The sequence below is a fragment of the Phreatobacter sp. genome (assembly GCF_052440005.1).
GTDB lineage: Bacteria > Pseudomonadota > Alphaproteobacteria > Rhizobiales > Phreatobacteraceae > Phreatobacter.
Window position 1 is genome coordinate 21,868 of sequence record NZ_JBQVQL010000016.1, and the last position, 23,434, is coordinate 45,301.

Genomic DNA, 23,434 nt, shown 5'->3' on the forward strand with positions numbered 1-23,434 from the left:
CATGCGGGCTCCCGCCGCGGCAGCATTGACCACCGCCACGGATTGCCTCCCAATCGGGCAATAATCATGCGGCTCATGCCGCCCCGAGGAGCATCCGTGACCAGCACGCCCGTCGACACGGCCCCCCCTGCCGTCGACCGCACCTCGTTCGGCATCCTGGCGGCGCTCAGCACCTGCCACCTGCTCAACGACGTGATGCAGTCGCTGGTCGCCGCCCTCTATCCGGTGCTCAAGGAGAACTACGCGCTGGATTTCGGCCAGATCGGCCTCCTCGCCTTCGTCTTCTCCGGCACCGCCTCGCTGTTCCAGCCGCTGGTCGGCCTCTACACCGACCGCCATCCCCAGCCCTACTCGCTCGCCGTCGGCATGGGCTTCTCGCTGACGGGCCTGATCCTGCTCGCCTATGCCGGCAGTTACGGGCTGCTCTTGGTCGCAGCCGGCCTTGTCGGCTTCGGCTCTGCGGTGTTCCACCCGGAATCCTCGCGCATGGCGCGGATGGCCTCCGGCGGCCGGCATGGCCTCGCCCAGTCGCTGTTCCAGGTCGGCGGCAACACCGGCACGGCCCTCGGCCCCATCGCGGCGGCCTTCGTCATTCTGCCCCGGGGACAGCACTCCGTGGCCTGGTTCGCGGTGCTGGCGCTCGCCGCCATGGTGATCCTGACGAAGGTCGGCGGCTGGTATGCGGCGCGGCGCGCCGCGCAGGCCTCCCGCCCCGCGCCCGCCCGGCCGACGCCTCTGCCGCGCCGGCGGGTCATTGCCGCCATCGGCGTGCTCAGCCTGCTGATCTTCTCGAAATACGTCTACATGACCAGCCTTTCGAGCTACTACACCTTCTACGCCATGCACCGCTTCGGCGTGTCGGTGCGCGACGCGCAGCTCATGCTCTTCGTCTTCCTCGGCGCGCTGGCGGTCGGGACGCTGCTCGGCGGGCCCATCGGCGACCGCTTCGGCCGCAAGGTGGTGATCTGGGGCTCGATCCTCGGGACGCTGCCCTTCACCCTCGCCCTGCCCTATGCGGGGCTGACCGGCACCATCGTGCTGACGGCGATCATCGGCGTCGTCATGGCCTCGGCCTTCTCGGCGATCCTCGTCTATGCCCAGGAACTGGTGCCGGGAAAGGTCGGCATGATCTCCGGCCTGTTCTTCGGCTTCGCCTTCGGCATGGGCGGCATCGGCGCGGCGGTGCTCGGCCAGATCGCCGATGCCAAGGGCATCGACTACGTCTACTGGCTCTGCTCGTTCCTGCCGCTTATCGGCCTGCTGACGATCTTCCTGCCGAACGTGGAAAAGCCGCGGGCGCGGCCCGTCTGATCAGGCGGAAACCGGCGCCTGCGAATCCAGCCAGGCCCGTGCCCAGCCCAGCGCCTGGGCGATCTCGTCCTTGCTCATTTCGGCCGCGACCTCCTGCCGTCGGTGGGCGGCGTCGCGATCGCCCTTCAGCGCGGCGATGTTGAACCACATGTGCGCGGCGACGAGGTCGCGCGGCACGACACGGCCAGCCGCGTACAGCGTGCCCAGCTCGCGCGCCGGCCTGTCGGCGAGGTCCACGGGCACGATGGACGGTGCCTCGTCCTCTGCGAGGATCATCACGGTCATCGCATGATCTCCGGTTGAGACGGGCCGCCATTCGGCCGCCCGATACCCTTCAGTCACGCGCAGTCTGCTTCCCATAGGTCAACGATGAATTAACGCTACGGGAGGGTGAACGTCGGCCCGTCGCTTCAGCGCGCCTTCTGGCCGAACAGGACGGCCTGCGCCGCCGGATCGGTCGGCGGGGTGGCGGCACGGTCCTCCTTGTTCACCATCAGCCCCTTCTGCACCGCGGGCCGGGCCAGCATGCGGTCGATCCAGGCCTTCACGTTCGGAAACTGCGCCATGTCCTGGCCCTGCCGCTCCCACAGCTTCGCCCAGCCGATGCAGGCCATGTCGACGATGGAATAGGTGTCGCAGATGAATTCGCGGCCCTCGAGCCGCCTGTTCAGCACGCCGTAGAGGCGGTTCGCCTCGTTGGTGTAGCGGCTGATGGCGTACTCGATCTTCTCCGGCGCATAGATGCGGAAATGGTGCGTCTGGCCGAGCATCGGGCCGAAGCCCGCCATCTGCCACATCAGCCACTCCTCGACGGCCACGCGGCCGGGCTCGTCCTGCGGGTAGAACTTCCCCGTCTTGCGGCCGAGATACATGAGGATAGCGCCAGACTCGAAGACCGAGATCGGCGCGCCGTCCGGCCCGTCGGGATCGACGATGGCGGGCATGCGGTTGTTCGGCGCGATCTTCAGGAAGTCGGGCTTGAACTGGTCTCCCTTTCCGATGTTCACGGGGTGGACCGTGTAAGGCAGGCCGCACTCCTCCAGCATGATCGTGATCTTCCAGCCGTTGGGCGTCGGCCAGTAGTGGAGTTCGATCGGGCGTTGCGACATGGACGTCTCCGCAGGGCTCTCGGGGGCCGGTCGGGACCGGCGGGCCTTCGGCGGGACCCTATCATTTCGCCGCCGGACGTGAAGCCCCGCCGACGATATCCGTGCGATGCCCCAGTTGCGCGGTTGCACGAACAGGGCAGGATGCAACCGACGCCGCGTTCATCCCGGGTTGGGCCGGAGGGTGGAATGGTGCGCCGGATCTCAAAGGAGGATCACCCATGCGACTTCACTGGCTCGCGGCCCTCGCCGCCCTCGTCCTCACCGTCGACATCGCCGCTGCGCAGACCGCCCCGGCCGGCCGAAGCCGCTCCTCGGCGACCGAGACCACCACCACGCCGCCGGCCTCGACCACCACGCGCCGGCCGCGCTCGGCCGCCCAGCTGCGCAACGACCAGATCATGCGCGACTGCGGTGCCGAATGGCGGCGCGACAAGACCCGCCTGCAGGCCGCCGGAAAGTCCTGGCGCACCTTCCTCCCCGAATGCCGGGCCCGCCGCGTCCGCAGCTGACGCGGCCCGGCGGCTCAGTCGAGGACCATCTTGAAACCCTCGTGGCTCTTCGAGAAGCCGAGCCGCTCATAGAACCGGTGGGCATCGGTCCGGCTCTTGTTGGACGAGAGTTCGATCAGACCGATGCCCAGCTGCCGCGCCGTTTCCAGGGCGTGGCGCATCATCACGGCACCGATGCCGCTGCCTCGCAGTGTCGGGTCGACGTGGACGCTCTCGATCTTGCCGCGGGTGCGGCCGCGCTCGGCGATCCCCGGCAGCACTGTCAGCTGATAGGTGCCGACCACCCGGCCGTCCTCCTCGGCGACGAACAGGTGATTCGCCTCCGAGGCGGCGACCCGCGCGAAGGCCTCGGCATAGACCGGCAGCCGGCCCTCGGCCTCGGCCTCCACCGCCGTCATCGGGCGTGAGGCATTGCCCATGGCGATGAGGGCGGCGATCCGCGGCACGTCCCCCGCCCTCGCCTCCCGGACGGTGACCGCGCTCATGCCTGCGGCAGGCCGGTGGTGGGCAGGAAGCCGGGCAGCGCCTCCATGCGGGCCATCCAGGCCCCGATGGCGGGATAGGCCTTGAGGTTGAAGCCCGCCTGCGGCGCATAGGCGACGACGCCGTAGACGTCGATGTCGGCGATGCTGGGCGCCTGTCCGGCGAGCCAGTCGGACGCGGCCAGCGCCTCCTCCAGCACCTTCAGCGCCGCATTGCCCTCGGCCCAGTACATTTCCATGATCGGCTGGTTGAAGGCGCGGATGCCGAAGCGCTGGGCGCGCGAGCGATAGATCGGTCCGGCCAGCCGGTCGAAGTCCCAGAACATCCATTCGCGGGCCCGCGCCGCGCCGGCGGCACCCTCGCCCTGGAACTTGCCGAGTTCCGCCGCGAGATATTCGAGGATGGCGGCGGACTGGCAGAGCGACAGGCCGGTCTTCGCGTCATCCAGGGCCGGCACCTGGCCGAAGCGGTTCTTGGCGAGGAAGGCCGGGCTCTTGTGCTCGCCGGCACGCAGGTTCAGCGAGTGATAGGCGAAATCCTCGCCGCAAAGGCTGAGCATCAGGCCGACCTTGTAGGTCGGCCCCGACAGCCAGAAACCGTGGAGCGTGAAGCGCTTCGTCATGATTGTCCTCCCAGGGTGGGGCATGGAAGCGCCGCGACAGGCCCCTGCGCAAGAGGGGCCGCGCGCGCTGCTGCCATTCACTCCCCGGGGTCGGAGAAGCACCAGCCGATGAAGCGGCCGAGCATGTCGGTGAGCATGAGGAGGCCCGCCGCGATCAGGAGGATTTCCCAGCCTGCCCCGCCCGTCGCCACGATGATCGGATCGGCCCCGGCGGGCGAGTGGACCGTATCTGTCAGCAGCATCGCCACCAGAGCCAGCGCCACCGCTCCCGCCACCGCATAGTCGCTGCGGCCGGCGACGACGGCGAGGAACCCCGCCGCCAGGCCGATGGCATGACCGCCGTAGAGACTGCGGGGGCGCGCCATCCGGCTGTCGGGCATGCCGAAGACGATCACGGCCGAGCCGCCGATGGAGGCCAGCAGCAGCGGCAGGGAGAAGGTCCGGAACGCGATGGTCGCCGCCAGTACCACGCCGGCGGTGGCGATGGCGGCGGCGGCGAGCCTTGCGGGTGTCGGCGGAGTGTGGCGCAGGATCATGAGGCTGCCTTGCTGCGGGGGCTGGATGCAGGACAGACCCAAGCAAGTTGCGTGCAGCCGCGGCGTCAGGAGCGGCCCGTGCGCTCCAGCGCCTCGATATGGGCCCAGATCGTCTTGAACACTTCCGTGCGCACCAGCCGCTCGATCCCGTCGGCACGGACCTGGTCGGGATGGAACTCGCGGGCGATGAATTTCTTCAGCGCACGGTATTTTTCAGCGTTGTCGGCCGGCTCCCCGTCGTCGCCTGCCGTGCGGGCCTCGGCCTTCGCCTTCCAGGCGTCGCGCTCGATCACCAGAGCCCGGCAGAGCGCCTGGAGCTTGGCGAGGTCTGTCTCCGCGCCGGCCTCGTCCGGGAGCGGTACGGAGGCCCGCGCCACCCGCTCGCCGAAGCCCGGCCCATTGCGAATGCCGGCACTCCGCCGGGGGCTTGGCGGCGGCTCGCCGCTGGCCAGGGCCTCGGCGAAGGCGAGAAACTCCTTGCGGGAGCGGAAGCGTCGGCTCTCGCCGGTCTCCTCGTGGGCGGCGGTGATGACGCCCTCCCCGACCGTGACCTGATAGCCCGCCGCCGCGACGATCTCCTCGGCGCCACGATAGCGGGGATCGCGGTCGATGTTCGACGTCCAGAGAGTCGCCATCAGCCGGCACCCCGGCGGCGTTCCATCACAAGGGCCTCGACCCCGGAACCCGGGGCTCCGCAGGCACCGGACCGGTCGACGATGCGGAAGCCGGCCGCCTCGTAGAACCGTATCGCTGTCCGGTTGGCCGGCTCGACCTCGAGGCTGACCCGACCGGGATCGCCCGCGAGCCGCAAGGCCTCCGCCATCAGCGCCCGGCCTATTCCCTGCCCCTGGAAAACCGGCAGCACATAGAGCCGACCGAGCCGGACCCCATCGCTCGCCGGCACGACGGATGCGGTGGCCACGACCGCTCCGTCGGTCTGCGCGAGGAGAAAAACCTCGCCCGGTCTGTCGACCTGTGCGGCAAGGTTTCCGAGGCTGTGCCAAGACCCGGTGATTTCGGCGACGCGTTCGGCGCCGAGAACCGCGTCATAGGTGGCGTGCCAGGTCTCGACGAGGACCCGACGAACAGCGTCGAGATCTTGCGGCGTGACGCGCCGGATGGTCAGCGCCACCATGCCCACCCTCAGATCCCGAGCTTCGCCTTCAGAAGCGCATTGACGGCTTCCGGATTGGCCTTGCCACCGGAGGCCTTCATCACCTGGCCGACGAACCAGCCGAGCATGGTGGGCTTGGCGAGGGCCTGCTGCACCTTGTCGGGATTGGCGGCGATCACCTCGTCGATGACCTTCTCGATGGCGCCGGTGTCGGTGACCTGCTTCATCCCGCGCGCCTCGACGATGGCGGCGGGATCGCCGCCCTCGGTGAAGACGATCTCGAACAGGTCCTTGGCGATCTTGCCGGAGATGGTACCGGCCTGGATCAGGTCGATGATTCCGCCGATCTGGGCCGGCGACACCGGCGAGGCCGTGACGTCCTTGCCCTCCTTGTTGAGGCGGCCGAACAGCTCGTTGATGACCCAGTTGGCGGCGCTCTTGCCGTCGCGGCCCTTGGCGACGGCCTCGAAATAGTCGGCGCTCTCCTTCTCCAGCACGAGGATGGAAGCGTCGTAGGGCGTTAGGCCGTACTCGGCGATGAGGCGGGCCTTCTTCGGGTCGGGGAGTTCCGGCAGGACGGCGGCGAGGTCGTCCACATAGGCCTGGCTGAACTCGAGCGGCAGCAGGTCCGGATCGGGGAAGTAGCGGTAGTCGTGCGCCTCTTCCTTCGAGCGCATGGAGCGCGTCTCGCCCTTGGTGGCGTCGTAGAGGCGCGTCTCCTGGTCGATGGTGCCGCCGTCCTCGAGGATGCCGATCTGCCGGCGCGCCTCGTAGTCCACGGCCTGGCCGATGAAGCGGATCGAGTTGACGTTCTTGATCTCGCAGCGCGTGCCGAAAGGCTCGCCGGGCCGGCGCACGGAGACGTTGACGTCGGCGCGCAGGTTCCCCTTTTCCATGTCGCCGTCGCAGGTACCGAGATAGCGCAGGATGGTGCGCAGCTTCGTCACATAGGCCTTCGCCTCGTCGGCGGACCGCATGTCCGGCTTGGAGACGATCTCCATCAGCGCGGTGCCCGAGCGGTTGAGGTCGATGTAGGACAGTGCGGGGTGCTGGTCGTGGATCGACTTGCCGGCGTCCTGTTCCAGATGCAGGCGCTCGATGCCGACCTTGAAGCTCTCGGTCGGCGACAGGTCGACGATGACCTCGCCCTCGCCGACGATTGGGCTCTTGTACTGGCTGATCTGGTAGCCCTGCGGCAGGTCCGGATAGAAATAGTTCTTCCTGTCGAAGACCGAGCGGTGGTTGATCTTCGCCTTGAGGCCGAGGCCGGTGCGGATGGCCTGCCGCACGCATTCCTCGTTGATCACCGGCAGCATGCCCGGCATCGCCGCGTCGACGAGGCTGACCTGGCTGTTCTCCGGAGCGCCGAAGCCGACCGCGGCACCCGAGAACAGCTTGGCGTTGGAGGCCACCTGCGCATGAATCTCGAGGCCGATCACCACCTCCCAGTCGCCGGTGGCACCGGGGATCAGGTTCTTCGGATTGGCATGAGCGGTCATGGGTGGGCCCGGCGGTGAAGGAGATGCGCTTGGGTAGCCCAATGGGGCGGCCATCGGCAATAGGCAGTGGGCAATCGCCCAGGACGACGGCTCACTGCCGGCTGCCGATGGGGTTCACAGCGGCGTGGCGCCCCGTCCGACATAGAGGATCGGCCCGGTCGGCCGTCCCGTCGGCGAACCGCCCGCCGGCTCCAGCGTGATCTCGTAGAGCTGCTGGTCAGCCGGTCGCGGCATGCCGGATGTCGCATAGTCGCGCGCCTGCGCCCGCTCCATCAGGCCGACCGAACGCGGCCCCACCTGCCGGTCCCACAGCGTCCAGACCTGCAGCACCCGGCCCTCGGGCACCGGAATGGCGCGCAGCGGCACGACGCGGATGCGGCCGTCGGCGAAGGCCTCGACGATGGCGCCGGCCTCGCCGGTGTTCGGCGCGTTCAGCACCGCGACTACCGTCGGCCTGGACCCACCGCCACCGAAGGGCTGCGTCACCAGCAGCACGGCCATGAGGAGCGCCGCTGCGGCGCCCGCGAGGCTCGCCAGCCGCAGGGCGGAGACGTCCTGCCAGATCCGCGCGAACCAGCCCGGTTCCGCCGCCGGTTCCGGGCGCGCCGCGCCCACCGCCGCCTCGATGGCGGGCCAGAGACCTTCCGAGGGGGTGAGCTGCGTCGCCGTCTCGTCGAGGGCGAGAAGCCGCGTGCGCCATTCCGCGACGGCGCGGCGCGCCTCGCCATCGGTGGCGATCCGCCGCTCGAAGGCCTCCTGCTCCTCCGGCGACATGAGCCCGGCGACATATTCACCGGCGTTGGCGATGAGATCGTCGGTCATCCCATGCACTCCCTGAGCGCCAGCAGAGAGCGGCGGATCCACGCTTTGACCGTGCCGAGCGGTAGGCCGAGCCGGCCGGCGATCTCGCCGTGGGAGAAGCCGTCCACATAGGCCATGAGCAGGCTGGTGCGGCGGCGCGCCTCCAGTCCCTCGAGGCAGCGGCGCAGGGCGTTTCCGTCGGGCAGGCGCTCGGCGGCGGCATAGGCCTCGACGGCCGAACCGGCGTCCTCCGGCACCTCGTCGACGAGGTCCTCGCGACGGCCACTGCGCAGGGTGTTGATCGCCTGGTTGCGGACGATGGCGTAGATCCAGGCCCTGGCCGGGCCGAGGCCAGGATCGTAGCGGTGGGCGTTGCGCCAGATCTTGACGAAGACCTCCTGCACGACCTCCTCGGCGAGCTCCCGGCGCTTCACGATGCGCGCCGCGACCCCGATCATCGATGCGCATTCGCTGTCATAGATCATCCTGAGGGCAGCCTTGTCGCCGCCCGCGCAGCGCGCGAGGGCGTCCTTGAGATCGTCGCTGACCGCAACCATGGAGCCTCCCGAACCATGCAGTCAGTGGTTCTACACCAAAGCGGGCCCTTTGGATGCGACAGGCTGTCGCTGTCGCCTGCTTTTCGCCCGACGGCTGCATCCGCGGCCGGAATCGCGCCGTAGAGCGCAGCGGGTGGACCCCCCTCCACCCCAGGGGCCCTGGCAGCACCGCCCGTCGCGCCGGCCCCCGGCGGCGCCCGCGCCAATGCGGGCGTCGCTCGCCCTCAGGGCTGGCGGAAGCGCCGCATGATCGGGTCGATGATGTTGGAGTAGTCGTCGGTCCAGGTGCGGAAGTCGTCGGGCGCGGCAAGTGGCTGCCATCCCGCCGCGTCTGCCACCGGGCCGAGCGCATGCGCGTCGCGCGCCACCATGGCGACGAGCGCGGCGGCGGTGAACGTCTCGCCGATGCTCCCGTCCGCCGCACCCTGGCGCACCCGGCCGGCGAGGCCCTGGGGGGCGGCCGCGGCCGCCACGACCGGGCGCAGGTCCATGTTGCGGTTGGAGATGTGGAGGAGCAGCGATCCGCCCGGCGCCAACCGGTCGAGATAGGCGGCGAAGGCCTCCCGCGTCAGCAGGTGCACGGGGATCGCGTCCGAGGAGAAGGCGTCGACGATGATGAGGTCGAAGCGGCCCGTCTGGTCGGCGAGCGTCAGCCGGCCGTCGCCGACGACGACCGGGGCGTCGGGCGCGCAGCGGGTCAGCGAGGCGAAGAGCCTGGTGTCGCGGGCGATGCGCACCACCACGGGATCGATCTCGAGGAAGGTCCAGGCATCGCCGGGCGCGCTGTAGCAGGCGAGAGAGCCGACGCCCAGACCGATGGCGGCGACGCGCAGCGGCCGGCCCTCGTTCGCCCTGCGCGCCGCGTCGATGGCCTCGCCGAAGGGGCCGCCGCGGTGATAGTAGCTCGCCGGCTCCGGGCGCCCGGCGACGGCCGAGCCGTCGGGATGGCGGATACGCTCGGCGCCGTGGACGGTCACCCCGTGCACCAGCAGGCGTCCCTGTCCGCTCGGCGTCTCCTGCACCTCGTGGACGGCGAAGAAGGAGCGCTCGCGCGCGAGCGTGCCCGCCGGCATGACGGGCGCCTGGCTCACCGCGAGAAAGGCCGCCGCCCCTGCCATGAGCAGCGCAGGCCTGCTGCGGCCGAGCAGCACCGCCGCACCGATGGCGCAGACAACGAGCAGGTAGGCGATGACGGGCAGCGCCTTTGCGGTGAGCCCGGTCCACGCCTGCACCGCCACCAGCACCACGAACAGGCCCGCGACGGCGAGCGTGCGCGGCCAGCCGAGCCGCGCCAGCGCCGCCGTCGATCCCGGCCGGCACAGCACGGCGGCGCAGACGAGGAGCGGATACTCGAGGATCGAATTGAACATCACCGGCGCCATGAGGCTCGCGAAGATGCCGCCGATGACGCCGCCGACCGACAGCATCACGTAGAACTCGGTGAGATGCGCGGCAGCGGGGCGGCGGCGATAGAGCTCGCCGTGGCAGACCATCGTCGCGACGAAGAAGAAGCCGACATGCAGCGCCGCCGCCAGCGGCCAGGGCACCCGGGCGCCCAGCACCATGGCGAAGATGACGCCGACCAGCATCAGCGGCTGGATCGCCACCATGACGCGGTGGAGCCGCGCGCCGCCGTCGCGGAAGGCGAGGACGAAGGTGAGAAGAAAGAGCGCCAGCGGCAGCACCCAGAGGAGCGGCACGGCCGCGACGTCCGTCGACAGATGCGCCGTCAGCGCCACGAGGAGGCCGGAGGGCACCGCGGCGAGGCCGATCCAGGCGAGGCGGTCGGCATGGGCGACCGGCGCCGCCACGCGGGCGGTCTGCACCGGCGCAGGTTCGGCGCGCACCGTCCGGGCGAGCACCAGTGCGCCGAGGGTGATGAGGCCGCCGAGCACGGCGAAGCCGCCGGCCCACACGGCGGACTGTGCCTTCAGCGGCAGCAGCGGCTCGATGACGAACGGATAGGAGAGCAGCGCCAGGAACGAGCCGAGGTTCGACGCCCCGTAGAGGAAATAGGGGTCGGCCGCGTCGCGGTGGCCGGTGCGGGCGAACCAGGCCTGCAGCAGCGGCCCGTTGCCGGCGATGGCGAAGAAGGGCAGGCCCACCGAGGCGGCGAAGAGGCCGATGAGCCAGAACGCCTCGCCATCCGCCGGCGGGCGGCCCCAGCCCGGCGCGAGGCCAATGGGGAGCGCCAGCGCGAAGACCGCGGCCATCATGGCGAGATGGACGATGACGGCGCGCCGGGGATCGAGGAAGCGGTTCAGCAGGTGGGCATAGCCGTAGCCGAGCAGCAGAACGCCCTGGAAGAAGACCATTGCCACCGACCAGACCGCCGGCGTGCCGCCGAGCACCGGCAGCACCATCTTGGTGAACAGCGGCTGCACCGAGAACAGCAGGAAGGCCGAAACGAAAATGGCGAGCGCGAAGAGCGGGAGCGCGGCGACCCGGGCGGGGTTCGCCCGGCCGGCGGCCATGTCGTATGACGTCTCGATGGAAGACATGGGGCCCCGCGGCGGCAACGAAACCCGCGGAGAATGGCCGATCGCCTCTTAAAAGAACGTATGGTCACTGTGGAGGACCAACGCGGCTAGCCGCCCGCGCCGATCCGCCGCGCGTAACGCCGGCAGGCAATGCCCCCGGCGACGGCGGCAAGCCCTGCCGCCGCGAGATAGGCGATCTTGAAGGCGGGGTCCCCGCTCCGCCAGGCGAGGAGCACGTAGACGACCATCGCCAGAGCCAGCGCCCAGAGGAGCCACCCGAACACCGTCAGGGCGGCGATCGCGACGGCCCGGGCGGTGATCACCGGCTCATCCCCACCAGCGGTCCGAGACCGGGAAGCGCCCCTTGGCCTTCTCGATGACGCTGGCCACCGAGAACAGCGTCTCCTCGTCGAAGGCGCGGCCGATGAGCTGCAGGCCAAGCGGCAGGCCCTGGTTGTCGAGCCCGGCGGGCACGGCGATGCCCGGCAGGCCCGCCATGTTGACCGTCACCGTGAAGATGTCCTGCAGGTACATCTCGACCGGGTCGGCCGCGCCCTTCTCGCCGATGCCGAAGGCGGCCGAAGGCGTCGCCGGCGTCAGGATGGCGTCGACACCGGAGGCGTAGGCCTGCTCGAAGTCCTGCTTGATCAGCGTCCGCAGCTTCTGGGCCCGCACGTAATAGGCGTCGTAGTAACCGGCCGAGAGCACGTAGGTGCCGATCATGATACGGCGGCGGACCTCCTTGCCGAAGCCCTTGGCGCGGGTCTTCTCGTAGAGGTCGACGATGTCCTTGCCGGGCTCCCGCAGGCCGTAGCGCACGCCGTCATAGCGCGCGAGGTTGGAGGAGGCCTCCGCCGGCGCCACGATGTAATAGGCGGGCAGCGCGTATTTCGTGTGCGGCAGCGATATCTCGACGATGTTCGCGCCGGCTTCCTTCAGTATCTGGGCGCCCTCGTCCCAGAGCTTCTGGATTTCCGCCGGCATGCCGTCGATCCGGTATTCCCTGGGAATGCCGATGGTCATGTCCTTGATCGACTTGCCCACCGCCGCGGCGTAGTCGGGCACCTCGCGGTCAACGCAGGTGGTGTCCTTGGCGTCGGCGCCGGCGAAGGAGCGCAGCAGCATGGCCGCGTCCTTCACGTCGCGGGCGATCGGGCCCGCCTGGTCGAGCGAGGAGGCGAAGGCGACGATGCCCCAGCGCGAGACGCGGCCATAGGTCGGCTTGATGCCGACCGTGCCGGTGAGCGCCGCCGGCTGGCGGATCGACCCGCCCGTGTCGGTGGCGGTGGCGCCCGCGCAGAGCATGGCGGCGACGGCCGCAGAGGACCCGCCTGAGGAGCCGCCGGGAACAAGCGGGGTGCCGTCGACCCCGTCGGGGCCGGCGCCGGCGTTGGAGCCCTGCCGCCGCCACGGATTGACCGGTGTCGGGAAGCAGCTCGTCTCGTTCGACGAGCCCATGGCGAACTCGTCGTTGTTGAGCTTGCCGAGCATCACCGCGCCGTCGCGCCAGAGGTTGCTGGTGACGGTCGATTCGTAGGGCGGAACGAAATTGCCGAGGATGTTCGAGCAGGCGGTGGTGCGCACGCCCTTGGTGCAGAACAGGTCCTTCACGCCGAGCGGAATGCCCTCGAGCGGGCCGGCCTCGCCCTTCGCGATGCGGGCGTCCGAGGCGGCCGCCATCTCGAGCGCCTTCTCCGGCGTCTCCAGCACATAGGCGTTGAGCTTGCGGCCCTTCTCCATGGCCGCGAGATAGGCCTGCGCCAGGTCGGTGGCCGAGAACGTCTTCTGCGTCAGGCCCTCGCAGGCCTCGGCGATGGTCAGCTGGGTCAGGTCGGCCACGACTTACTCCACGACCTTGGGAACGGCGAAGAAATGACCCTCGCGCTCCGGCGCGTTGGCGACGATCAGGTCGGCGATGCCGCCGTCGCTCACCACGTCCTGGCGCTTCTTCATGGCCATGGGCGTCACCGAGGTCATGGGCTCGACGTCGGTGACGTCGACCTCGTTGAGCTGCTCGACGAAGGCGAGGATGGCGTTGAGTTCATCCTGGAGGTGCGGCACCTCATCGTCTGTCACGGCGATGCGCGCGAGATGCGCGATGCGCCGTACGGTCGCCTGATCGACGGACATGCGGAATTCACCCGTTGGAACGAAAAATGCGGATCGCGCCTCTTAGCATCAGGCCGTTTCGCGCCGCAATGGTAACACGGGAAAGCGCCGCGAGGCGCGTTGGCGGGGGAGGCAGCGGGCCATGACGGATGACGAGACGATTCTGGGCGTGATCGAGACCTTGGCCGGTCGCCACGGTGCGACCAGCCGCATCGCCATGTTCGGCGGCACCGCCGTTCTGCTCGGCGGCAACATGGTGGCGGCCCTCTCGCCGCGCGGCCTGCTGCTCCGCGTCGGCGGCGACCGGCACGATGCCGCCCTCGCCCGGCCGGGAACCCGGCCGATGGAGATGCGCGGCAAACCCATGAGGGGCTATCTCTACGTCGATCCCGCGGGGCTCGACGCCGCGAGCCTCGACGGCTGGGCGCAAATGGCCGTGGACTATGTGGCGAGCCTGCCCGCCAAGGCGGCGCGCCGGGAGCGCGGCCCTCGCCGGATGGACGAGAGCTAGAGGCTCGCCCGTCAGCCGCCGGTTTTGGGCGGCTCGCGATCCGGGCGCATCAGGCGCGGCAGGTCGCTCAGGCGAAACCTGAGGATGGAGCGGGCGGGGATGCTGCCCTCGCGGCGGGCGAAGCGCGCGGCGGCCTCCACCACGACCGCCTGATGTTCGGCGACGAACTTTTCACGCAGCGCACGGGCTGCCTCGGCGCCGCCCTGGCGGATGACCCGCGGCGGCGCGGTGATGAAGGGCTGGACCTCCGTCTCCGGAGCGCATGCCTTCTCCCGTGCCGCATAGAGGGCGGCATTGGCCTTGAGCTCGGCCTGATCCGCGACGACGGACTTCGAGAAAAGGTCTCGCTGCTCGCTCATGGGGGTCTCCGGTGGAAGGGGAGCCGCCAAATTACCCGCCGGGGGCGGGCCGGACGAGCCGAACCATTCGTTAACCTTGACGTGGTGGTGGCCCGGCACTTCCACCGATCTTCGCCCTTGGGCTTGTCCACAAGCGCGGGATAGAACACTTGACAGGACCCGCGCCCCCTTCGTTCCCGGACCCGTTCCCATGTGCACCGACCACTCCCCGCAGGCCCCTGCGTCACCCTCGCGGAGCGACATCGAGGAAGGCGACCGGCTGCTGCCGCGCTTCGGCGGCGACGGTCTGATCACGGCGGTGACCAGCGATGCGCAGACCGGAGACCTCCTCATGGTGGCGCACATGAACGCCGAGGCATTGCGCCTGACGGTCGAGACCGGCGAGGCCCACTACTGGTCGCGTTCGCGCCAGGTGATCTGGCACAAGGGCGACACCTCCGGGCAGATCCAGACCGTCGTCGAGATGCGCGTCGACTGCGACCAGGACGCGGTCTGGCTAAAGGTAAAGGTCGGTGGTGACGGCGGTTCCTGCCACACCGGCCGCAGAACCTGTTTCTACCGCGCCGTTCCCACGGGCGGCCCCCTGGATGACGTGCGGCTCGTGCCCCGCGACGCCGAACGCCTCCGCCCGGCCTTCGGCTGACCCATGCTGTCTTTGCGCCGCCGCCGCCGGCCGGAAACCGAGCCCACCGATTTCGCCGAGAGCGCCGCCACGCCGCCGCCGCGCCCCGTCATCGGGCTGGCCCTCGGCGGTGGCGCCGCCCGCGGGCTCGCCCATATCGGCATCATCCGCGCCCTGGTGCGCGCCGGCTATGAGCCGGACGTGATCGCCGGCACCTCCATCGGCGCGGCGGTCGGCGGCCTCTATGCGGCCGGCAAGCTCGACGCCTTCACCGACTGGGCGCTGGCGCTGAAGCGGCGGGACGTCATCGCGCTGGTCGACATCGCCATTTCCGGCGGCGGCCTGATGGGCGGGTCGCGGCTCGCCCAGCTCCTGCAGCGGGAGATCGGCGAAGCGCGCATCGAGACGCTGCCGATCAGCTTCGCGGCGGTAGCGACGGAAATCGGCACCGGCCACGAGATCTGGCTGACCCGTGGCCGGCTGATGACGGCGCTGCGCGCCTCCTACGCCCTCCCCGGCATCCTGCCGCCGGTCCGCGTCGGCGGCCGCTGGCTGATGGACGGCGCCCTGTCCAATCCCGTCCCGGTGTCGGTCACCCGCGCCCTCGGCGCCAGGCTCGTCATCGCCGTGAGCCTCAACGCCGACGCCCTCGGCCGCTCCACCGTCATCCAGGACCACGGCACCAGCCCGGAGGACGAGGCGCTGCCGCTGGTCGAGCGGCGTCCGCGCGTCAGGGCGGTGGTCGATCTCGGCAAAGGCATCGGACGCGGCCTCGGCCGCGGCATCGGCCGGGCGCTGGCGCGGCCGCTGCGCGCCGCCATGTCCCTCGACCTCGAACCCGGACGCATCGACCCGCGCCTCGCGGTGGCCCGCGCCCCGGGTATCCCCACGGTCATGGCCAAGGCCTTCAACGCCACCCAGGAGCGCATCGCCCGCCAGCGCCTCGCCGGCGACCCGCCCAACATCCTCATCGGGCCGAGGCTGTCGAAGATCGGCCTGTTCGAGTTCCACCGCGCCGCCGAGGCCATCGCGCTGGGCGAGGAGGCCGCCGAGCGGCTGCTGCCCGACCTCGCCGAGGCGATGAAGGCGGTGAGCTGAACGCTCAGGCGTTCATCACATAGTCCTTGAGCGCATTGGCCTCGCTCTCGATCTCGGCGAGCCGGCGCTTCACCACGTCGCCGATGGAGATGATGCCGACCAGGCGGCCGCCCTCCACCACGGGAAGGTGGCGGAACTTGCCGTCGGTCATGCTCTCCATGAGCTGGCCGATGGAATCCGCTTCCGAACAGGTCACGACCTTCCGCGTCATGGTCTCGGCCACCGAACGCTCGAGCGCGCCCGCGCCGTGCTCGGAGAGGGAGCGGACGATGTCGCGCTCGGACAGGATGCCGGCGACGGAATGGCCCGCCCCCGTCACCACGACGGCGCCGATCCTCTTCTCCGCCAGCATGTGCGTGGCGGCCGCCAGGGTCGCGTCGGGGAGGATGGTGGCGACCGCCCTGCCCTTGGCGTCCAGAATGCTCTTCACGTTCATGATCTGCCTCCGGTCGCGGAGGGACGCCCGTCGCGGGCCGCCCCGCCTTGTCATGCCCCGGTCGCCCGGACCCGAAGTATTCGCCCCGGGCGGGGGGAAGACAAGACCGCAGGAGTGCAGTGCAACAGGCCTCAGGCGGCGGGCACCGGGTCGAAGAAGCGGAAGAGGAACAGTCCTCCGGCGAAGCCCGCGAGATGAGCCTGCCAGGCGATCTGCCCTTCGAAACCCGGCATCGGCAGGTTGATGGCGCCGAACGCCACGTTGACCGCGATCCACACCGCGATCATTCCCATCACGGGACCATTGCGCACCATGGCGGCAAGGCCGAGGGCCGGCACCTGGTAGGCGCCATCCCCTCCCGCCCGCATCGCCCCGAGCGGGCCTCCGGCCTGGAAGATGAAGCGCAGCGCCGCCGCCGTGAAGCCGGAGACCGCAGCCGAGGCGCCGATCACCGGCACGAAGGCGGTCCCGACCGCGGCGAGGTGGCCGAGCGCGCCGGCCGCCGCCGTCACCGCGAAGAACAGGAGGCTGCGCAACGTGCCGAAGCGGCGCGCCACCGCCGAGCCGAAGACGGTGAGCCAGAGCACGTTGACGACGAGATGCGTCCAGTCGGCATGGAGGAAGGCATAACTCACGAAGGTCCAGGCATCGCCTGCCGCCCCACCGGGAAACCAGGTGCCCGCCAGAGAGGTCTCGAAGCGCGCGGGAATGAAGGCGAAGGCGAGCAGCACCTCGCGGTCGGCATCGTCCCCCAGCAGGAACACCCTGACGGCGTGGATGACGATCATGGCCAGGCAGAGCGCGGTGACGACGCCGGGAATGTTGAGGATCGGTTCGCGTTCGGACAAGGAGGACTGCCGGCATCGCCTGAGGGAAGGTCTCACTAGAGCCAAGCCCGCCCCCCTGTCGAGAGCGGCACCCCGTCGTGATCGCCTGCGCATGGGCAAAAAAAGGGGGAGATCTTGCGATCTCCCCCGGCGGGAACGTGGGGAATGGCGAACCATTCCCGATTGGTCACGTCTCCATCTCCTCGTGTCCCCAGGAGAATGCCTGAAAGTGGCGCGGTCGGCCGGGAGTCACGCCGGCGTCCCGAATTCGTGGAACGTCCCGAGCGAAACACGAGCGCCGGTCCGCCGGCAATCGAAACCCTTGCTTAACCCTAACGCGGAAACGCTTTGTTAACCCTGCGCCACTCGCCGCCCCATGGCACGGCCGCTGCTCCCTTCCTCAGGACACATCGCATTCCGTCCCGGATCGGCACAGACGAGACCCGCACCATGAACAATGCCGCCAGCAGCACCCTCTTCGCCTACTGGGACCAGCTGCGCGCCGGCCGGCCCGCGCCCGACCGCACCGAGGTCGATCCGCGCGCCATCGCCCCCATCCTCGGCGACACCTTCATTCTCGAGGCGGGCCGCGACGGCACCCTCGCCTATCGCCTGGCGGGTTCCCGGGCCTGCGCGCTCTTCGCGCGGGAGCTGAAGGGTTCGGTCTTCCTCGACGCCTTCACCACCGAGGCGCGCGGCACGCTGCTGCACACCCTCGGCGATGCGCTGGCCGCCCCCGCCGGCCTGATGGCGAGCCTGACCGCCACCAGCATCGCCGGACGCGCCGTCAGCCTCGAGGCGGTCATGATGCCGCTGGTCCACCGCGGCCGGCTCGGTGGCCGCCTCATCGGCGCCATCAGTGCTGGCGAGCCCCCCTACTGGGTCGGCCGGGACGAAATCGCCAGCATCGACGTGGACGCCGTCCGTCTGCTCTGGCCGCGCTGGCAGGGTGCAGCCGCGCTCGCCGCCGACGCCCCGGTCCAGCCCGCGCCGACGGCCTTTTCCGCCCGGCCTGCGCTGCGTCTCATTCACGGCGGGAATGTGGCCTGACGGCGGGTTCTGCAACACTGCGTTAACGCTCACCCGTTAATCTTTGGCGGATCGTCCTCCAACCCCGCCAATCATGTCAGCGCTCGCGAAAGTCCTGTCCGCACCTTCGTCGGAAGAGAACCGTCGCTTCCAGCGCGTGCGGGTGGACGTCCTCGGCCGCTTCATGCTGTCGGACCGGCGCGAATTTCCCTGCCAGGTCGTGGACATGTCGCCCGGCGGCGCCGCCATCGTAGCGCCCGTGGTCGGCAAGCTCGGCGAGCGGGTCATCGCCTATCTCGACCACATCGGCCGCATCGAGGGCATGATCGTCCGCGTCACCGAGACCGGCTTCTCGATGACCATCGAGGCCTCGCTGCGCAAGCGCGACAAGCTCGCGGACCAGCTCACCTGGCTCGCCAACCGCCAGATCCTCGGCCTGCCAGAGGATCGCCGGCACGAGCGCGTCATCCCGCGCAACCCCTTCACCACCATCACCACGCCGCTGGGCGAGAAGGTGCCGGTGCGCGTCCTCGACATCTCGCTCTCCGGCGCCGCCATCGGCGGAGCGGAGGACCTGAAGCCCGGCGACATCGTCCAGATCTCCCGCACCATGGCGCGCGTCGTGCGCGTGCTCGAGCGTGGCGTCGCCATCGAGTTCTCCGGCCAGCAGCCGATCGACACCATCCTCGCCCTCGGCCAGGAACTCGGCGCCGACCTCAAGGCGAACGCCGAACCGGTGATGATCGCCCGCTGACCTCCGGATCGCGCCCACGGGCGCCTCTTTCCGGTGCGTCACGCCCCCCGCCCCGACCTGCCCCAGAGACACCGGCTGCTGACGTGCTGAAACGCCCGTTAACGGCATGCGGTCGGACCACCCCCATCCGTTCACACTTCCCGCCATCGCCTGGGCGCGCCGTCAACGCCCTGGCAAGTCCCGGTGCGCCCGCGACCCGGTTTTATCGTTCCGTTGCAGGCACTTGGCCTGTCGTGTTGAATCACCCGCTGAACCCTCAGGGTAAATCCACCCGCCGTTAAACTGAACGAACCCTCTCGCAAAAGCGTCGCCTTTCACCGATCGGTTTCAGCGCACCGCAAAATCGGCCTGCCAGTGTCCAGCCAACGACGGAGGGACACGTCATGATCGGTCGAAGGACCTGGTGGCCAGGGGTGAAGATGAAGGGTGCGGCACTGGCCGCGCTGGTGCTCGGCCTCGTAGCAGTGATGCCGGCGGCGAGCGCGGAGCCGGGCGACCGCCACGCCTTCCTGACGGAACAGGGCGCGACCACCGCCCCCATCGGCTGGCGGCAGTTCTGCAGGGACTTCCCCGCCGATTGCCGGCCCGGACTCCTGGCTACGGACCTCATCCGGGCCGACCGCCATGCCTGGGCGACGCTGATCCGCATCAACGCCCATGTGAACACGGCCATCGAGCCGGTCACCGACATGGACCAGTACGGGACGGACGAGCGCTGGACCTATCCGACCTCGGGACGAGGCGACTGCGAGGACTACGTGCTCCTCAAGAAGAAGCTCCTCGTCGAGGCAGGCTTTCCGGCCAGTGCCCTGCTGATCACCGTGGTCCGTGACCGCCAAGGCGACGGCCACGCAATCCTCACGGTCCGCACCGACCGGGGCGACTACGTCCTCGACAACGAGACGAGCGACATCCGCCTGTGGAACCAGACCGGCTACCGCTTCATCAAGCGGCAGGCCACCCAAGACCCCAATCAGTGGGTGACGATCGGTCCGGGCCGCGCGCCGGCCGCCGTCGCCACCCGCTAGCACGAAGTTTCGCGTCCTCGGTCACGTCCCACCCCTCCCCGTCCCCAGACCGGGTTCGCGAACAGACGGCCGGTACCTCAGAACGAGGGCCGGCCGTCACCTTTTTCAAGGGATTCAGTGTCAGGCCGGGACGCCCTTGGCCGCCCAGGCCACCGCCTGCTCGATCCGGTCGTTGCCCCAGAACAGTTCGCCGTCGGCGGTGACCATGCTCGGCGCACCGAACAGGCCCTTCGCCTTCGCCTCCTCGGTGGTGGCGCGCAAGGCCTGCTTCACCGCATCCGAGCCCGCCGCGATCAGAGCCGTCGCCGGCTCGACTCCCGCCGCCTTGAGTGCCCGTCCCAGCACCTCCGCATCGGCGATGGACAGGCCTTCGCCGAATTCCAGCCGATAGAGCTCCCGCGAGAAGGCCGCCCGCTTGCCGTCGTCCGGCAGGGACGTCGCGATGCGTGCGGCGGTCAGGCTGTTCTGCGGAAAGGGATCCGGCTTCTGGAAGGACAGGCCCATGGCCTCGCAGGTCCGCTCGAGATCCCGCCACATGTTCCGCCCCTTGGCCGGGATCAGGTTGAACGGCGAGGTCGTCCAGCCGGCTTCGGCGAAGATCGGACCGAGCAGGAACGGCCGCCAGCGCACCGTGACGCCGGCCTTGGCCGCCACATCCTCCACCCGCATCGCGGCGGGATAGGAATAGGTCGAGGCGAATTCGTAGAAGAAGTCGATCGCGGCCATGGATCAGGTGACCGGGACCAGGCCCGCCTTGAAGCGCCGGGCGTTGTTCACATAGCTCGCAGCGGACAGCTTCAGCCGGGCGATGGCGGCCTCGTCGAGGGTGCGGACGGCGCGCGCCGGCGAGCCGACGATCAGCGAATTGTCCGGGAACTCCTTGCCCTCGGTGACCAGCGAATTGGCGCCCACCAGGCAATTGTTCCCGATCTTCGCGTTGTTCAGGATGGTCGACCCCATCCCGATCAGCGTGTTGTCGCCGATGGTGCAGCCATGGAGGATCACCTTGTGGCCGATGGTGCAGCCGGTCCCGATCGTCATCGGCGCGCCGGGATCGGTGTGAAGCATGCACATTTCCTGGATGTTGGTGCCGTCCCCGATGGCGATGAGCTCGTTGTCACCGCGGATCACCGCGCCGAACCAGATGCCGACATCGGCGCCGATCTTCACCTTGCCGATGACATGGGCGTCGGGCGCCACGAAGAAGCGGTCGCCCTCGGGCAGGACCGGCTGAATTCCGTCGATGGCGTAGATGGGCATGGCGTTCTCCGCGTCTGGGCGCGAATCTATCGCACCCCCCGCCGGCCTTGAGAAGTCGGCGGAACGGGCAGGCCGCTCACGGCGCCCGGCGGAAGTCCATCACCCAGTTGGTCTCGAAGGTGGCGCCGCCGTCGGCGGAGAAGGCCTGCTCCCAGCGCGCCGACTGATCGGTGATGCCGGACCAGAGGAAGCGCACCCGGACCGGCCGATCCTGCCATGTATCGTCCCCGAGGAAGGTGCCGACGCCGTCCGCGAACCGGCCATGGACCGGCTCGCCGATGGCGGCGTCCCTCGAGTCGAGCCACCAGATCGACCATTGACGACGGGCCGCGTCGAAGGCCCGGATGCTCAGCGCCCGGTAACTGCCGCCGGGCAGGTGGAGCACGTTGTCGTCGACGTTCCCCGCACCGCCGAGGACGGGCAGCGCGGCGCAGGTGCCACCGAACTCCTCCCAGGTCGTGTCCGCCGACAGGCGCCGACGCAGCCGCCGGTGATGCACCGTCCAGGTGCCCATCAGGAAGTCGAAGTCGCGGCGGCCGTCGCCCGGCTCCGCTGCGCCGTCCATGCTGATGTCGTGCCCGGTCATGACAAACTCCCGCTCCCGTGAGGAGAGTGAGGCTGCACCCCGCCGATGTCAGGACATGTCAGGTAGTTCGCGGCCTCACAGGCCGAGTGTCAGCAGCATCATGGTCAGCACGCGGCCCGACATGAGGCTCCAGAACAGCGCGATGAGCGTGGCGAGGAAGACGAACTCGAAGCGCCGGTTCTCGATGCGGCGACCGCGGATCGTGTTGCGGACGATGATGGCCGGGGCGGCGAAGGCGAGGAAGGGAACGGCGAGGACCGCCGTGGCGCCGCCGCCCTGCAGCAGGCGGAAGGAGGCGGGCTTGGCCGCCAGCGCGCGGTAGATCGCCACCAGAAGGCCCGACATGGCGAAGCCGAGCGCGAGCGAGTGGAAGAGCTGGAGGCTGAGCAGGGACATGACGCGGAACCCGACCGGACGCGAGGGCCACCTGCCCCCGTGCCAATCGGTACCGCGTCGTTAGGGTTCTGTTAAGAGGTCGACCGGACTTCCTTAAGGAAGGGTTAACCGCACCCCCTGGCCGCTCAGCCCTCTTCGAGGTCGATGTCGAGGATCGAGATGGTGACGGTGTAGGAGGTCTCGCCCTCGTCCACGTCCTTGTAGAGCGTGCCGATCTGCTCGTCGCCGATCATCACCTCGACCATCTCCTTGCGCCGCATGTTCGGCTGCAGCTTGATCGCCTGGTTGCCGAACTTGCGGCGCAGGTAGTCCTGAATCTTGGTGATCTCGGTGCGGTCCACGGCCGATCTCCTGTGTGTCGCTGGATGCGCCGTGTGCCATGGCCGGGGGGATGAAGTCAAAGCGGACGCCCGCCCGGCCCGCCCCTGTGGACGGGCCGGCGCCCCCGTTCAGCCGCCGGCGGCGCGGCGGGCGGGGATGACGATCTCCGGGGTCTCGCAAAGGTTCTGCCGGGCCAGCGTCACGGTATCGGTGTCCTCGGGGTCGAAGCCGGCGCGCACGTCGAAGAGGCAGGTCCCGCCGCGCGGCACCCGGCCGGTATAGACGTCGCCGGGCTCCATCATCCAGACGCCGAGCAGGTCGCCCTGCGGGCGCCGCGCCCCGGCCGGAGAGACCCGGAGGACGGCGACGCGGGTATCGGTGCGGTTGACCACCCGGAAGAGCGCCACGCCCTCCCGCGTCGGCAGAGCCGGGCGCTCGGCGGCGGCGTCGACCGCCGTCACCTCGATCTTCTCCTGCGCGCAGAAGTCGTGGTCGAGGCGGACGAACTCCTGGCCGAGGGCGAAGGTGATGCGCACGTCGTAGCGGCAGTCTGCGCCATTGACACGCCAGCGCATCCAGGCACGCGGGTTCAGCGTCTCGCGGCCGAGGCGGTTCGGACCCCAGGTGCTCGAACCCGAGGGCGTGAACTGGATCACCAGCGCTTTCACATCGGTCTTGTTCTCGAAGGCGAGCGACACCTGCCGGCTGCGCGCAGGGGCGGCCTGCCCCATCGGCCGGTTCATCAGCTGGTCGATCTCCTGGCCGACGGTCGGGCCGCCGGGCGTCGTACGGCGATGGGCGTCGGGGACCTGCGACAGCGCCCGGTCGATCTCCTGGCCGATGGAGGGCGGCACTCCGGGGATGGACTGGGCGGAGGCGAAGCCGGCCGGCAGGAGGGCGGCGAGCGCGAGCGCGGCGGAGGTCAGGCGGCGGGTCTGGCAGGTCATGGCGGGGTCCCCTCGGGTGAGTGCCCCTCCTCTAGGGCGCCCGCGCTGCCCCGCGGTGGCGGCTGGAGGCACCTCGCGTTTCCAATGCTTCACCCATGTTGCAGGCCCTGCCCGCGGAGGCTTGCGGGCG

General features: G+C 69.7%; 31 protein-coding genes. 8 read left to right on the plus strand and 23 right to left on the minus strand.

Annotated elements, in window-relative coordinates:
* Positions 1-75 precede the first annotated feature (75 nt).
* The gene (locus ACT6XY_RS06195) at positions 76-1,311 is read left to right on the plus strand and encodes an MFS transporter (protein WP_444747510.1); all 1,236 of its coding nucleotides are present in this window, start codon (positions 76-78) and stop codon (positions 1,309-1,311) included.
* On the opposite strand, the gene ACT6XY_RS06200 is transcribed toward ACT6XY_RS06195, so the two are convergent.
* A complete protein-coding gene (locus ACT6XY_RS06200; protein WP_444747464.1) occupies positions 1,312-1,596 on the minus strand; it encodes a hypothetical protein in 285 nt (94 codons plus the stop codon). It lies immediately after the preceding gene.
* Between the two features lie 125 nt (positions 1,597-1,721).
* Entirely contained in the window at positions 1,722-2,420 is a 699-nt protein-coding gene (locus tag ACT6XY_RS06205) for a glutathione S-transferase N-terminal domain-containing protein (RefSeq protein WP_444747465.1), read from the minus strand.
* A gap of 218 nt (positions 2,421-2,638) precedes the next feature.
* Here ACT6XY_RS06205 and ACT6XY_RS06210 point away from each other — a divergent pair, with 218 nt between their 5' ends.
* Positions 2,639-2,929, plus strand: a complete 291-nt coding sequence (locus ACT6XY_RS06210) for a hypothetical protein (RefSeq protein ID WP_444747466.1) — start codon at positions 2,639-2,641, stop codon at positions 2,927-2,929.
* Between the two features lie 14 nt (positions 2,930-2,943).
* Here ACT6XY_RS06210 and ACT6XY_RS06215 read toward each other — a convergent pair whose 3' ends face one another.
* From ACT6XY_RS06215 to gatC, 12 genes are all read right to left on the minus strand, one after another.
* Positions 2,944-3,414, minus strand: a complete 471-nt coding sequence (locus ACT6XY_RS06215) for a GNAT family N-acetyltransferase (RefSeq protein WP_444747467.1) — start codon at positions 3,412-3,414, stop codon at positions 2,944-2,946.
* On the minus strand, positions 3,411-4,034 hold the full coding sequence (locus ACT6XY_RS06220; RefSeq protein WP_444747468.1) for a glutathione S-transferase family protein: 624 nt from the start codon (positions 4,032-4,034) through the stop codon (positions 3,411-3,413). Before ACT6XY_RS06220 ends, ACT6XY_RS06215 begins: the two co-directional genes overlap by 4 nt.
* 77 nt (positions 4,035-4,111) lie before the next feature.
* Positions 4,112-4,570, minus strand: coding sequence for an HPP family protein (locus tag ACT6XY_RS06225; protein WP_444747469.1), 459 nt, complete (start codon positions 4,568-4,570; stop codon positions 4,112-4,114).
* A gap of 65 nt (positions 4,571-4,635) precedes the next feature.
* Positions 4,636-5,205: a hypothetical protein gene (locus tag ACT6XY_RS06230; protein ID WP_444747470.1), complete on the minus strand. Its 570-nt coding sequence runs from the start codon at positions 5,203-5,205 to the stop codon at positions 4,636-4,638.
* Positions 5,205-5,705 carry a GNAT family N-acetyltransferase gene (locus ACT6XY_RS06235; RefSeq protein WP_444747471.1) on the minus strand — a complete coding sequence of 167 codons (501 nt, stop codon included), beginning with the start codon at positions 5,703-5,705 and terminating at the stop codon, positions 5,205-5,207. The genes ACT6XY_RS06230 and ACT6XY_RS06235 overlap by 1 nt, the downstream gene beginning before the upstream one ends.
* Before the next feature lie 8 nt (positions 5,706-5,713).
* Positions 5,714-7,183, minus strand: coding sequence for an Asp-tRNA(Asn)/Glu-tRNA(Gln) amidotransferase subunit GatB (gene gatB, locus ACT6XY_RS06240; protein WP_444747472.1), 1,470 nt, complete (start codon positions 7,181-7,183; stop codon positions 5,714-5,716).
* Between the two features lie 114 nt (positions 7,184-7,297).
* Positions 7,298-8,005 (minus strand): anti-sigma factor, encoded by a 708-nt coding sequence (locus ACT6XY_RS06245; protein WP_444747473.1) that lies wholly within the window; start codon positions 8,003-8,005, stop codon positions 7,298-7,300.
* Complete coding sequence (locus tag ACT6XY_RS06250; protein WP_444747474.1) at positions 8,002-8,541, minus strand: sigma-70 family RNA polymerase sigma factor; 540 nt, start codon at positions 8,539-8,541, stop codon at positions 8,002-8,004. The genes ACT6XY_RS06245 and ACT6XY_RS06250 overlap by 4 nt, the downstream gene beginning before the upstream one ends.
* Before the next feature lie 224 nt (positions 8,542-8,765).
* A complete protein-coding gene (locus ACT6XY_RS06255; RefSeq protein ID WP_444747475.1) occupies positions 8,766-11,042 on the minus strand; it encodes a fused MFS/spermidine synthase in 2,277 nt (758 codons plus the stop codon).
* Positions 11,043-11,128: 86 nt separating this feature from the next.
* Positions 11,129-11,344 (minus strand): hypothetical protein, encoded by a 216-nt coding sequence (locus tag ACT6XY_RS06260; protein WP_444747476.1) that lies wholly within the window; start codon positions 11,342-11,344, stop codon positions 11,129-11,131.
* Between the two features lie 4 nt (positions 11,345-11,348).
* Entirely contained in the window at positions 11,349-12,860 is a 1,512-nt protein-coding gene (gatA, locus tag ACT6XY_RS06265; RefSeq protein WP_444747477.1) for an Asp-tRNA(Asn)/Glu-tRNA(Gln) amidotransferase subunit GatA, read from the minus strand.
* Positions 12,861-12,863: 3 nt separating this feature from the next.
* Complete coding sequence (gene gatC / locus ACT6XY_RS06270; RefSeq protein WP_444747478.1) at positions 12,864-13,151, minus strand: Asp-tRNA(Asn)/Glu-tRNA(Gln) amidotransferase subunit GatC; 288 nt, start codon at positions 13,149-13,151, stop codon at positions 12,864-12,866.
* A 121-nt stretch (positions 13,152-13,272) separates the two neighbouring features.
* Here gatC and ACT6XY_RS06275 point away from each other — a divergent pair, with 121 nt between their 5' ends.
* Complete coding sequence (locus tag ACT6XY_RS06275) at positions 13,273-13,641, plus strand: TfoX/Sxy family protein (RefSeq protein ID WP_444747479.1); 369 nt, start codon at positions 13,273-13,275, stop codon at positions 13,639-13,641.
* 11 nt (positions 13,642-13,652) lie between these two features.
* Here ACT6XY_RS06275 and ACT6XY_RS06280 read toward each other — a convergent pair whose 3' ends face one another.
* Positions 13,653-14,000 carry a hypothetical protein gene (locus tag ACT6XY_RS06280; protein ID WP_444747480.1) on the minus strand — a complete coding sequence of 116 codons (348 nt, stop codon included), beginning with the start codon at positions 13,998-14,000 and terminating at the stop codon, positions 13,653-13,655.
* A gap of 190 nt (positions 14,001-14,190) precedes the next feature.
* Here ACT6XY_RS06280 and hisI point away from each other — a divergent pair, with 190 nt between their 5' ends.
* Positions 14,191-14,643, plus strand: coding sequence for a phosphoribosyl-AMP cyclohydrolase (gene hisI / locus ACT6XY_RS06285; protein ID WP_444747481.1), 453 nt, complete (start codon positions 14,191-14,193; stop codon positions 14,641-14,643).
* Positions 14,644-14,646: 3 nt separating this feature from the next.
* Complete coding sequence (locus tag ACT6XY_RS06290) at positions 14,647-15,720, plus strand: patatin-like phospholipase family protein (RefSeq protein WP_444747482.1); 1,074 nt, start codon at positions 14,647-14,649, stop codon at positions 15,718-15,720.
* Positions 15,721-15,724: 4 nt separating this feature from the next.
* Here the strand turns inward: ACT6XY_RS06290 and ACT6XY_RS06295 are convergent, their stop codons facing one another.
* Positions 15,725-16,156 carry a CBS domain-containing protein gene (locus tag ACT6XY_RS06295; protein ID WP_444747483.1) on the minus strand — a complete coding sequence of 144 codons (432 nt, stop codon included), beginning with the start codon at positions 16,154-16,156 and terminating at the stop codon, positions 15,725-15,727.
* A gap of 131 nt (positions 16,157-16,287) precedes the next feature.
* Complete coding sequence (locus tag ACT6XY_RS06300) at positions 16,288-17,004, minus strand: rhomboid family intramembrane serine protease (protein ID WP_444747484.1); 717 nt, start codon at positions 17,002-17,004, stop codon at positions 16,288-16,290.
* A 429-nt stretch (positions 17,005-17,433) separates the two neighbouring features.
* Here ACT6XY_RS06300 and ACT6XY_RS06305 point away from each other — a divergent pair, with 429 nt between their 5' ends.
* From ACT6XY_RS06305 to ACT6XY_RS06315, 3 genes are all read left to right on the plus strand, one after another.
* Positions 17,434-18,033 (plus strand): PAS domain-containing protein, encoded by a 600-nt coding sequence (locus ACT6XY_RS06305; RefSeq protein WP_444747485.1) that lies wholly within the window; start codon positions 17,434-17,436, stop codon positions 18,031-18,033.
* Positions 18,034-18,106: 73 nt separating this feature from the next.
* On the plus strand, positions 18,107-18,766 hold the full coding sequence (locus ACT6XY_RS06310) for a PilZ domain-containing protein (protein WP_444747486.1): 660 nt from the start codon (positions 18,107-18,109) through the stop codon (positions 18,764-18,766).
* Positions 18,767-19,149: 383 nt separating this feature from the next.
* Positions 19,150-19,794, plus strand: a complete 645-nt coding sequence (locus ACT6XY_RS06315; protein ID WP_444747487.1) for a transglutaminase-like cysteine peptidase — start codon at positions 19,150-19,152, stop codon at positions 19,792-19,794.
* A gap of 120 nt (positions 19,795-19,914) precedes the next feature.
* On the opposite strand, the gene ACT6XY_RS06320 is transcribed toward ACT6XY_RS06315, so the two are convergent.
* From ACT6XY_RS06320 to ACT6XY_RS06345, 6 genes are all read right to left on the minus strand, one after another.
* Positions 19,915-20,520 (minus strand): 2-hydroxychromene-2-carboxylate isomerase, encoded by a 606-nt coding sequence (locus ACT6XY_RS06320; RefSeq protein WP_444747488.1) that lies wholly within the window; start codon positions 20,518-20,520, stop codon positions 19,915-19,917.
* A 3-nt stretch (positions 20,521-20,523) separates the two neighbouring features.
* Complete coding sequence (locus ACT6XY_RS06325; RefSeq protein WP_444747489.1) at positions 20,524-21,054, minus strand: gamma carbonic anhydrase family protein; 531 nt, start codon at positions 21,052-21,054, stop codon at positions 20,524-20,526.
* Between the two features lie 76 nt (positions 21,055-21,130).
* Positions 21,131-21,640, minus strand: a complete 510-nt coding sequence (locus ACT6XY_RS06330) for a DUF1579 domain-containing protein (RefSeq protein WP_444747490.1) — start codon at positions 21,638-21,640, stop codon at positions 21,131-21,133.
* A 75-nt stretch (positions 21,641-21,715) separates the two neighbouring features.
* Complete coding sequence (locus tag ACT6XY_RS06335; protein WP_444747491.1) at positions 21,716-22,036, minus strand: DUF6949 family protein; 321 nt, start codon at positions 22,034-22,036, stop codon at positions 21,716-21,718.
* A 125-nt stretch (positions 22,037-22,161) separates the two neighbouring features.
* Positions 22,162-22,377: a DUF3126 family protein gene (locus tag ACT6XY_RS06340; RefSeq protein WP_106748702.1), complete on the minus strand. Its 216-nt coding sequence runs from the start codon at positions 22,375-22,377 to the stop codon at positions 22,162-22,164.
* A 108-nt stretch (positions 22,378-22,485) separates the two neighbouring features.
* Positions 22,486-23,304: a hypothetical protein gene (locus tag ACT6XY_RS06345; RefSeq protein ID WP_444747492.1), complete on the minus strand. Its 819-nt coding sequence runs from the start codon at positions 23,302-23,304 to the stop codon at positions 22,486-22,488.
* Positions 23,305-23,434 lie beyond the last annotated feature (130 nt).

Excerpts from the sequence above, each read along its gene's own strand:
- ACT6XY_RS06195 (WP_444747510.1), top strand. The coding sequence starts at position 76 with ATGCCGCCCCGAGGAGCATCCGTGACCAGCACGCCCGTCGACACGGCC.
- ACT6XY_RS06200 (WP_444747464.1), bottom strand. The coding sequence starts at position 1,596 with ATGACCGTGATGATCCTCGCAGAGGACGAGGCACCGTCCATCGTGCCC.
- ACT6XY_RS06205 (WP_444747465.1), bottom strand. The coding sequence starts at position 2,420 with ATGTCGCAACGCCCGATCGAACTCCACTACTGGCCGACGCCCAACGGC.
- ACT6XY_RS06210 (WP_444747466.1), top strand. The coding sequence starts at position 2,639 with ATGCGACTTCACTGGCTCGCGGCCCTCGCCGCCCTCGTCCTCACCGTC.
- ACT6XY_RS06215 (WP_444747467.1), bottom strand. The coding sequence starts at position 3,414 with ATGAGCGCGGTCACCGTCCGGGAGGCGAGGGCGGGGGACGTGCCGCGG.
- ACT6XY_RS06220 (WP_444747468.1), bottom strand. The coding sequence starts at position 4,034 with ATGACGAAGCGCTTCACGCTCCACGGTTTCTGGCTGTCGGGGCCGACC.
- ACT6XY_RS06225 (WP_444747469.1), bottom strand. The coding sequence starts at position 4,570 with ATGATCCTGCGCCACACTCCGCCGACACCCGCAAGGCTCGCCGCCGCC.
- ACT6XY_RS06230 (WP_444747470.1), bottom strand. The coding sequence starts at position 5,205 with ATGGCGACTCTCTGGACGTCGAACATCGACCGCGATCCCCGCTATCGT.
- ACT6XY_RS06235 (WP_444747471.1), bottom strand. The coding sequence starts at position 5,705 with ATGGTGGCGCTGACCATCCGGCGCGTCACGCCGCAAGATCTCGACGCT.
- gatB (WP_444747472.1), bottom strand. The coding sequence starts at position 7,183 with ATGACCGCTCATGCCAATCCGAAGAACCTGATCCCCGGTGCCACCGGC.
- ACT6XY_RS06245 (WP_444747473.1), bottom strand. The coding sequence starts at position 8,005 with ATGACCGACGATCTCATCGCCAACGCCGGTGAATATGTCGCCGGGCTC.
- ACT6XY_RS06250 (WP_444747474.1), bottom strand. The coding sequence starts at position 8,541 with ATGGTTGCGGTCAGCGACGATCTCAAGGACGCCCTCGCGCGCTGCGCG.
- ACT6XY_RS06255 (WP_444747475.1), bottom strand. The coding sequence starts at position 11,042 with ATGTCTTCCATCGAGACGTCATACGACATGGCCGCCGGCCGGGCGAAC.
- gatC (WP_444747478.1), bottom strand. The coding sequence starts at position 13,151 with ATGTCCGTCGATCAGGCGACCGTACGGCGCATCGCGCATCTCGCGCGC.
- ACT6XY_RS06275 (WP_444747479.1), top strand. The coding sequence starts at position 13,273 with ATGACGGATGACGAGACGATTCTGGGCGTGATCGAGACCTTGGCCGGT.
- ACT6XY_RS06280 (WP_444747480.1), bottom strand. The coding sequence starts at position 14,000 with ATGAGCGAGCAGCGAGACCTTTTCTCGAAGTCCGTCGTCGCGGATCAG.
- hisI (WP_444747481.1), top strand. The coding sequence starts at position 14,191 with ATGTGCACCGACCACTCCCCGCAGGCCCCTGCGTCACCCTCGCGGAGC.
- ACT6XY_RS06290 (WP_444747482.1), top strand. The coding sequence starts at position 14,647 with ATGCTGTCTTTGCGCCGCCGCCGCCGGCCGGAAACCGAGCCCACCGAT.
- ACT6XY_RS06295 (WP_444747483.1), bottom strand. The coding sequence starts at position 16,156 with ATGAACGTGAAGAGCATTCTGGACGCCAAGGGCAGGGCGGTCGCCACC.
- ACT6XY_RS06305 (WP_444747485.1), top strand. The coding sequence starts at position 17,434 with ATGAACAATGCCGCCAGCAGCACCCTCTTCGCCTACTGGGACCAGCTG.
- ACT6XY_RS06310 (WP_444747486.1), top strand. The coding sequence starts at position 18,107 with ATGTCAGCGCTCGCGAAAGTCCTGTCCGCACCTTCGTCGGAAGAGAAC.
- ACT6XY_RS06315 (WP_444747487.1), top strand. The coding sequence starts at position 19,150 with ATGATCGGTCGAAGGACCTGGTGGCCAGGGGTGAAGATGAAGGGTGCG.
- ACT6XY_RS06320 (WP_444747488.1), bottom strand. The coding sequence starts at position 20,520 with ATGGCCGCGATCGACTTCTTCTACGAATTCGCCTCGACCTATTCCTAT.
- ACT6XY_RS06325 (WP_444747489.1), bottom strand. The coding sequence starts at position 21,054 with ATGCCCATCTACGCCATCGACGGAATTCAGCCGGTCCTGCCCGAGGGC.
- ACT6XY_RS06330 (WP_444747490.1), bottom strand. The coding sequence starts at position 21,640 with ATGACCGGGCACGACATCAGCATGGACGGCGCAGCGGAGCCGGGCGAC.
- ACT6XY_RS06335 (WP_444747491.1), bottom strand. The coding sequence starts at position 22,036 with ATGTCCCTGCTCAGCCTCCAGCTCTTCCACTCGCTCGCGCTCGGCTTC.
- ACT6XY_RS06345 (WP_444747492.1), bottom strand. The coding sequence starts at position 23,304 with ATGACCTGCCAGACCCGCCGCCTGACCTCCGCCGCGCTCGCGCTCGCC.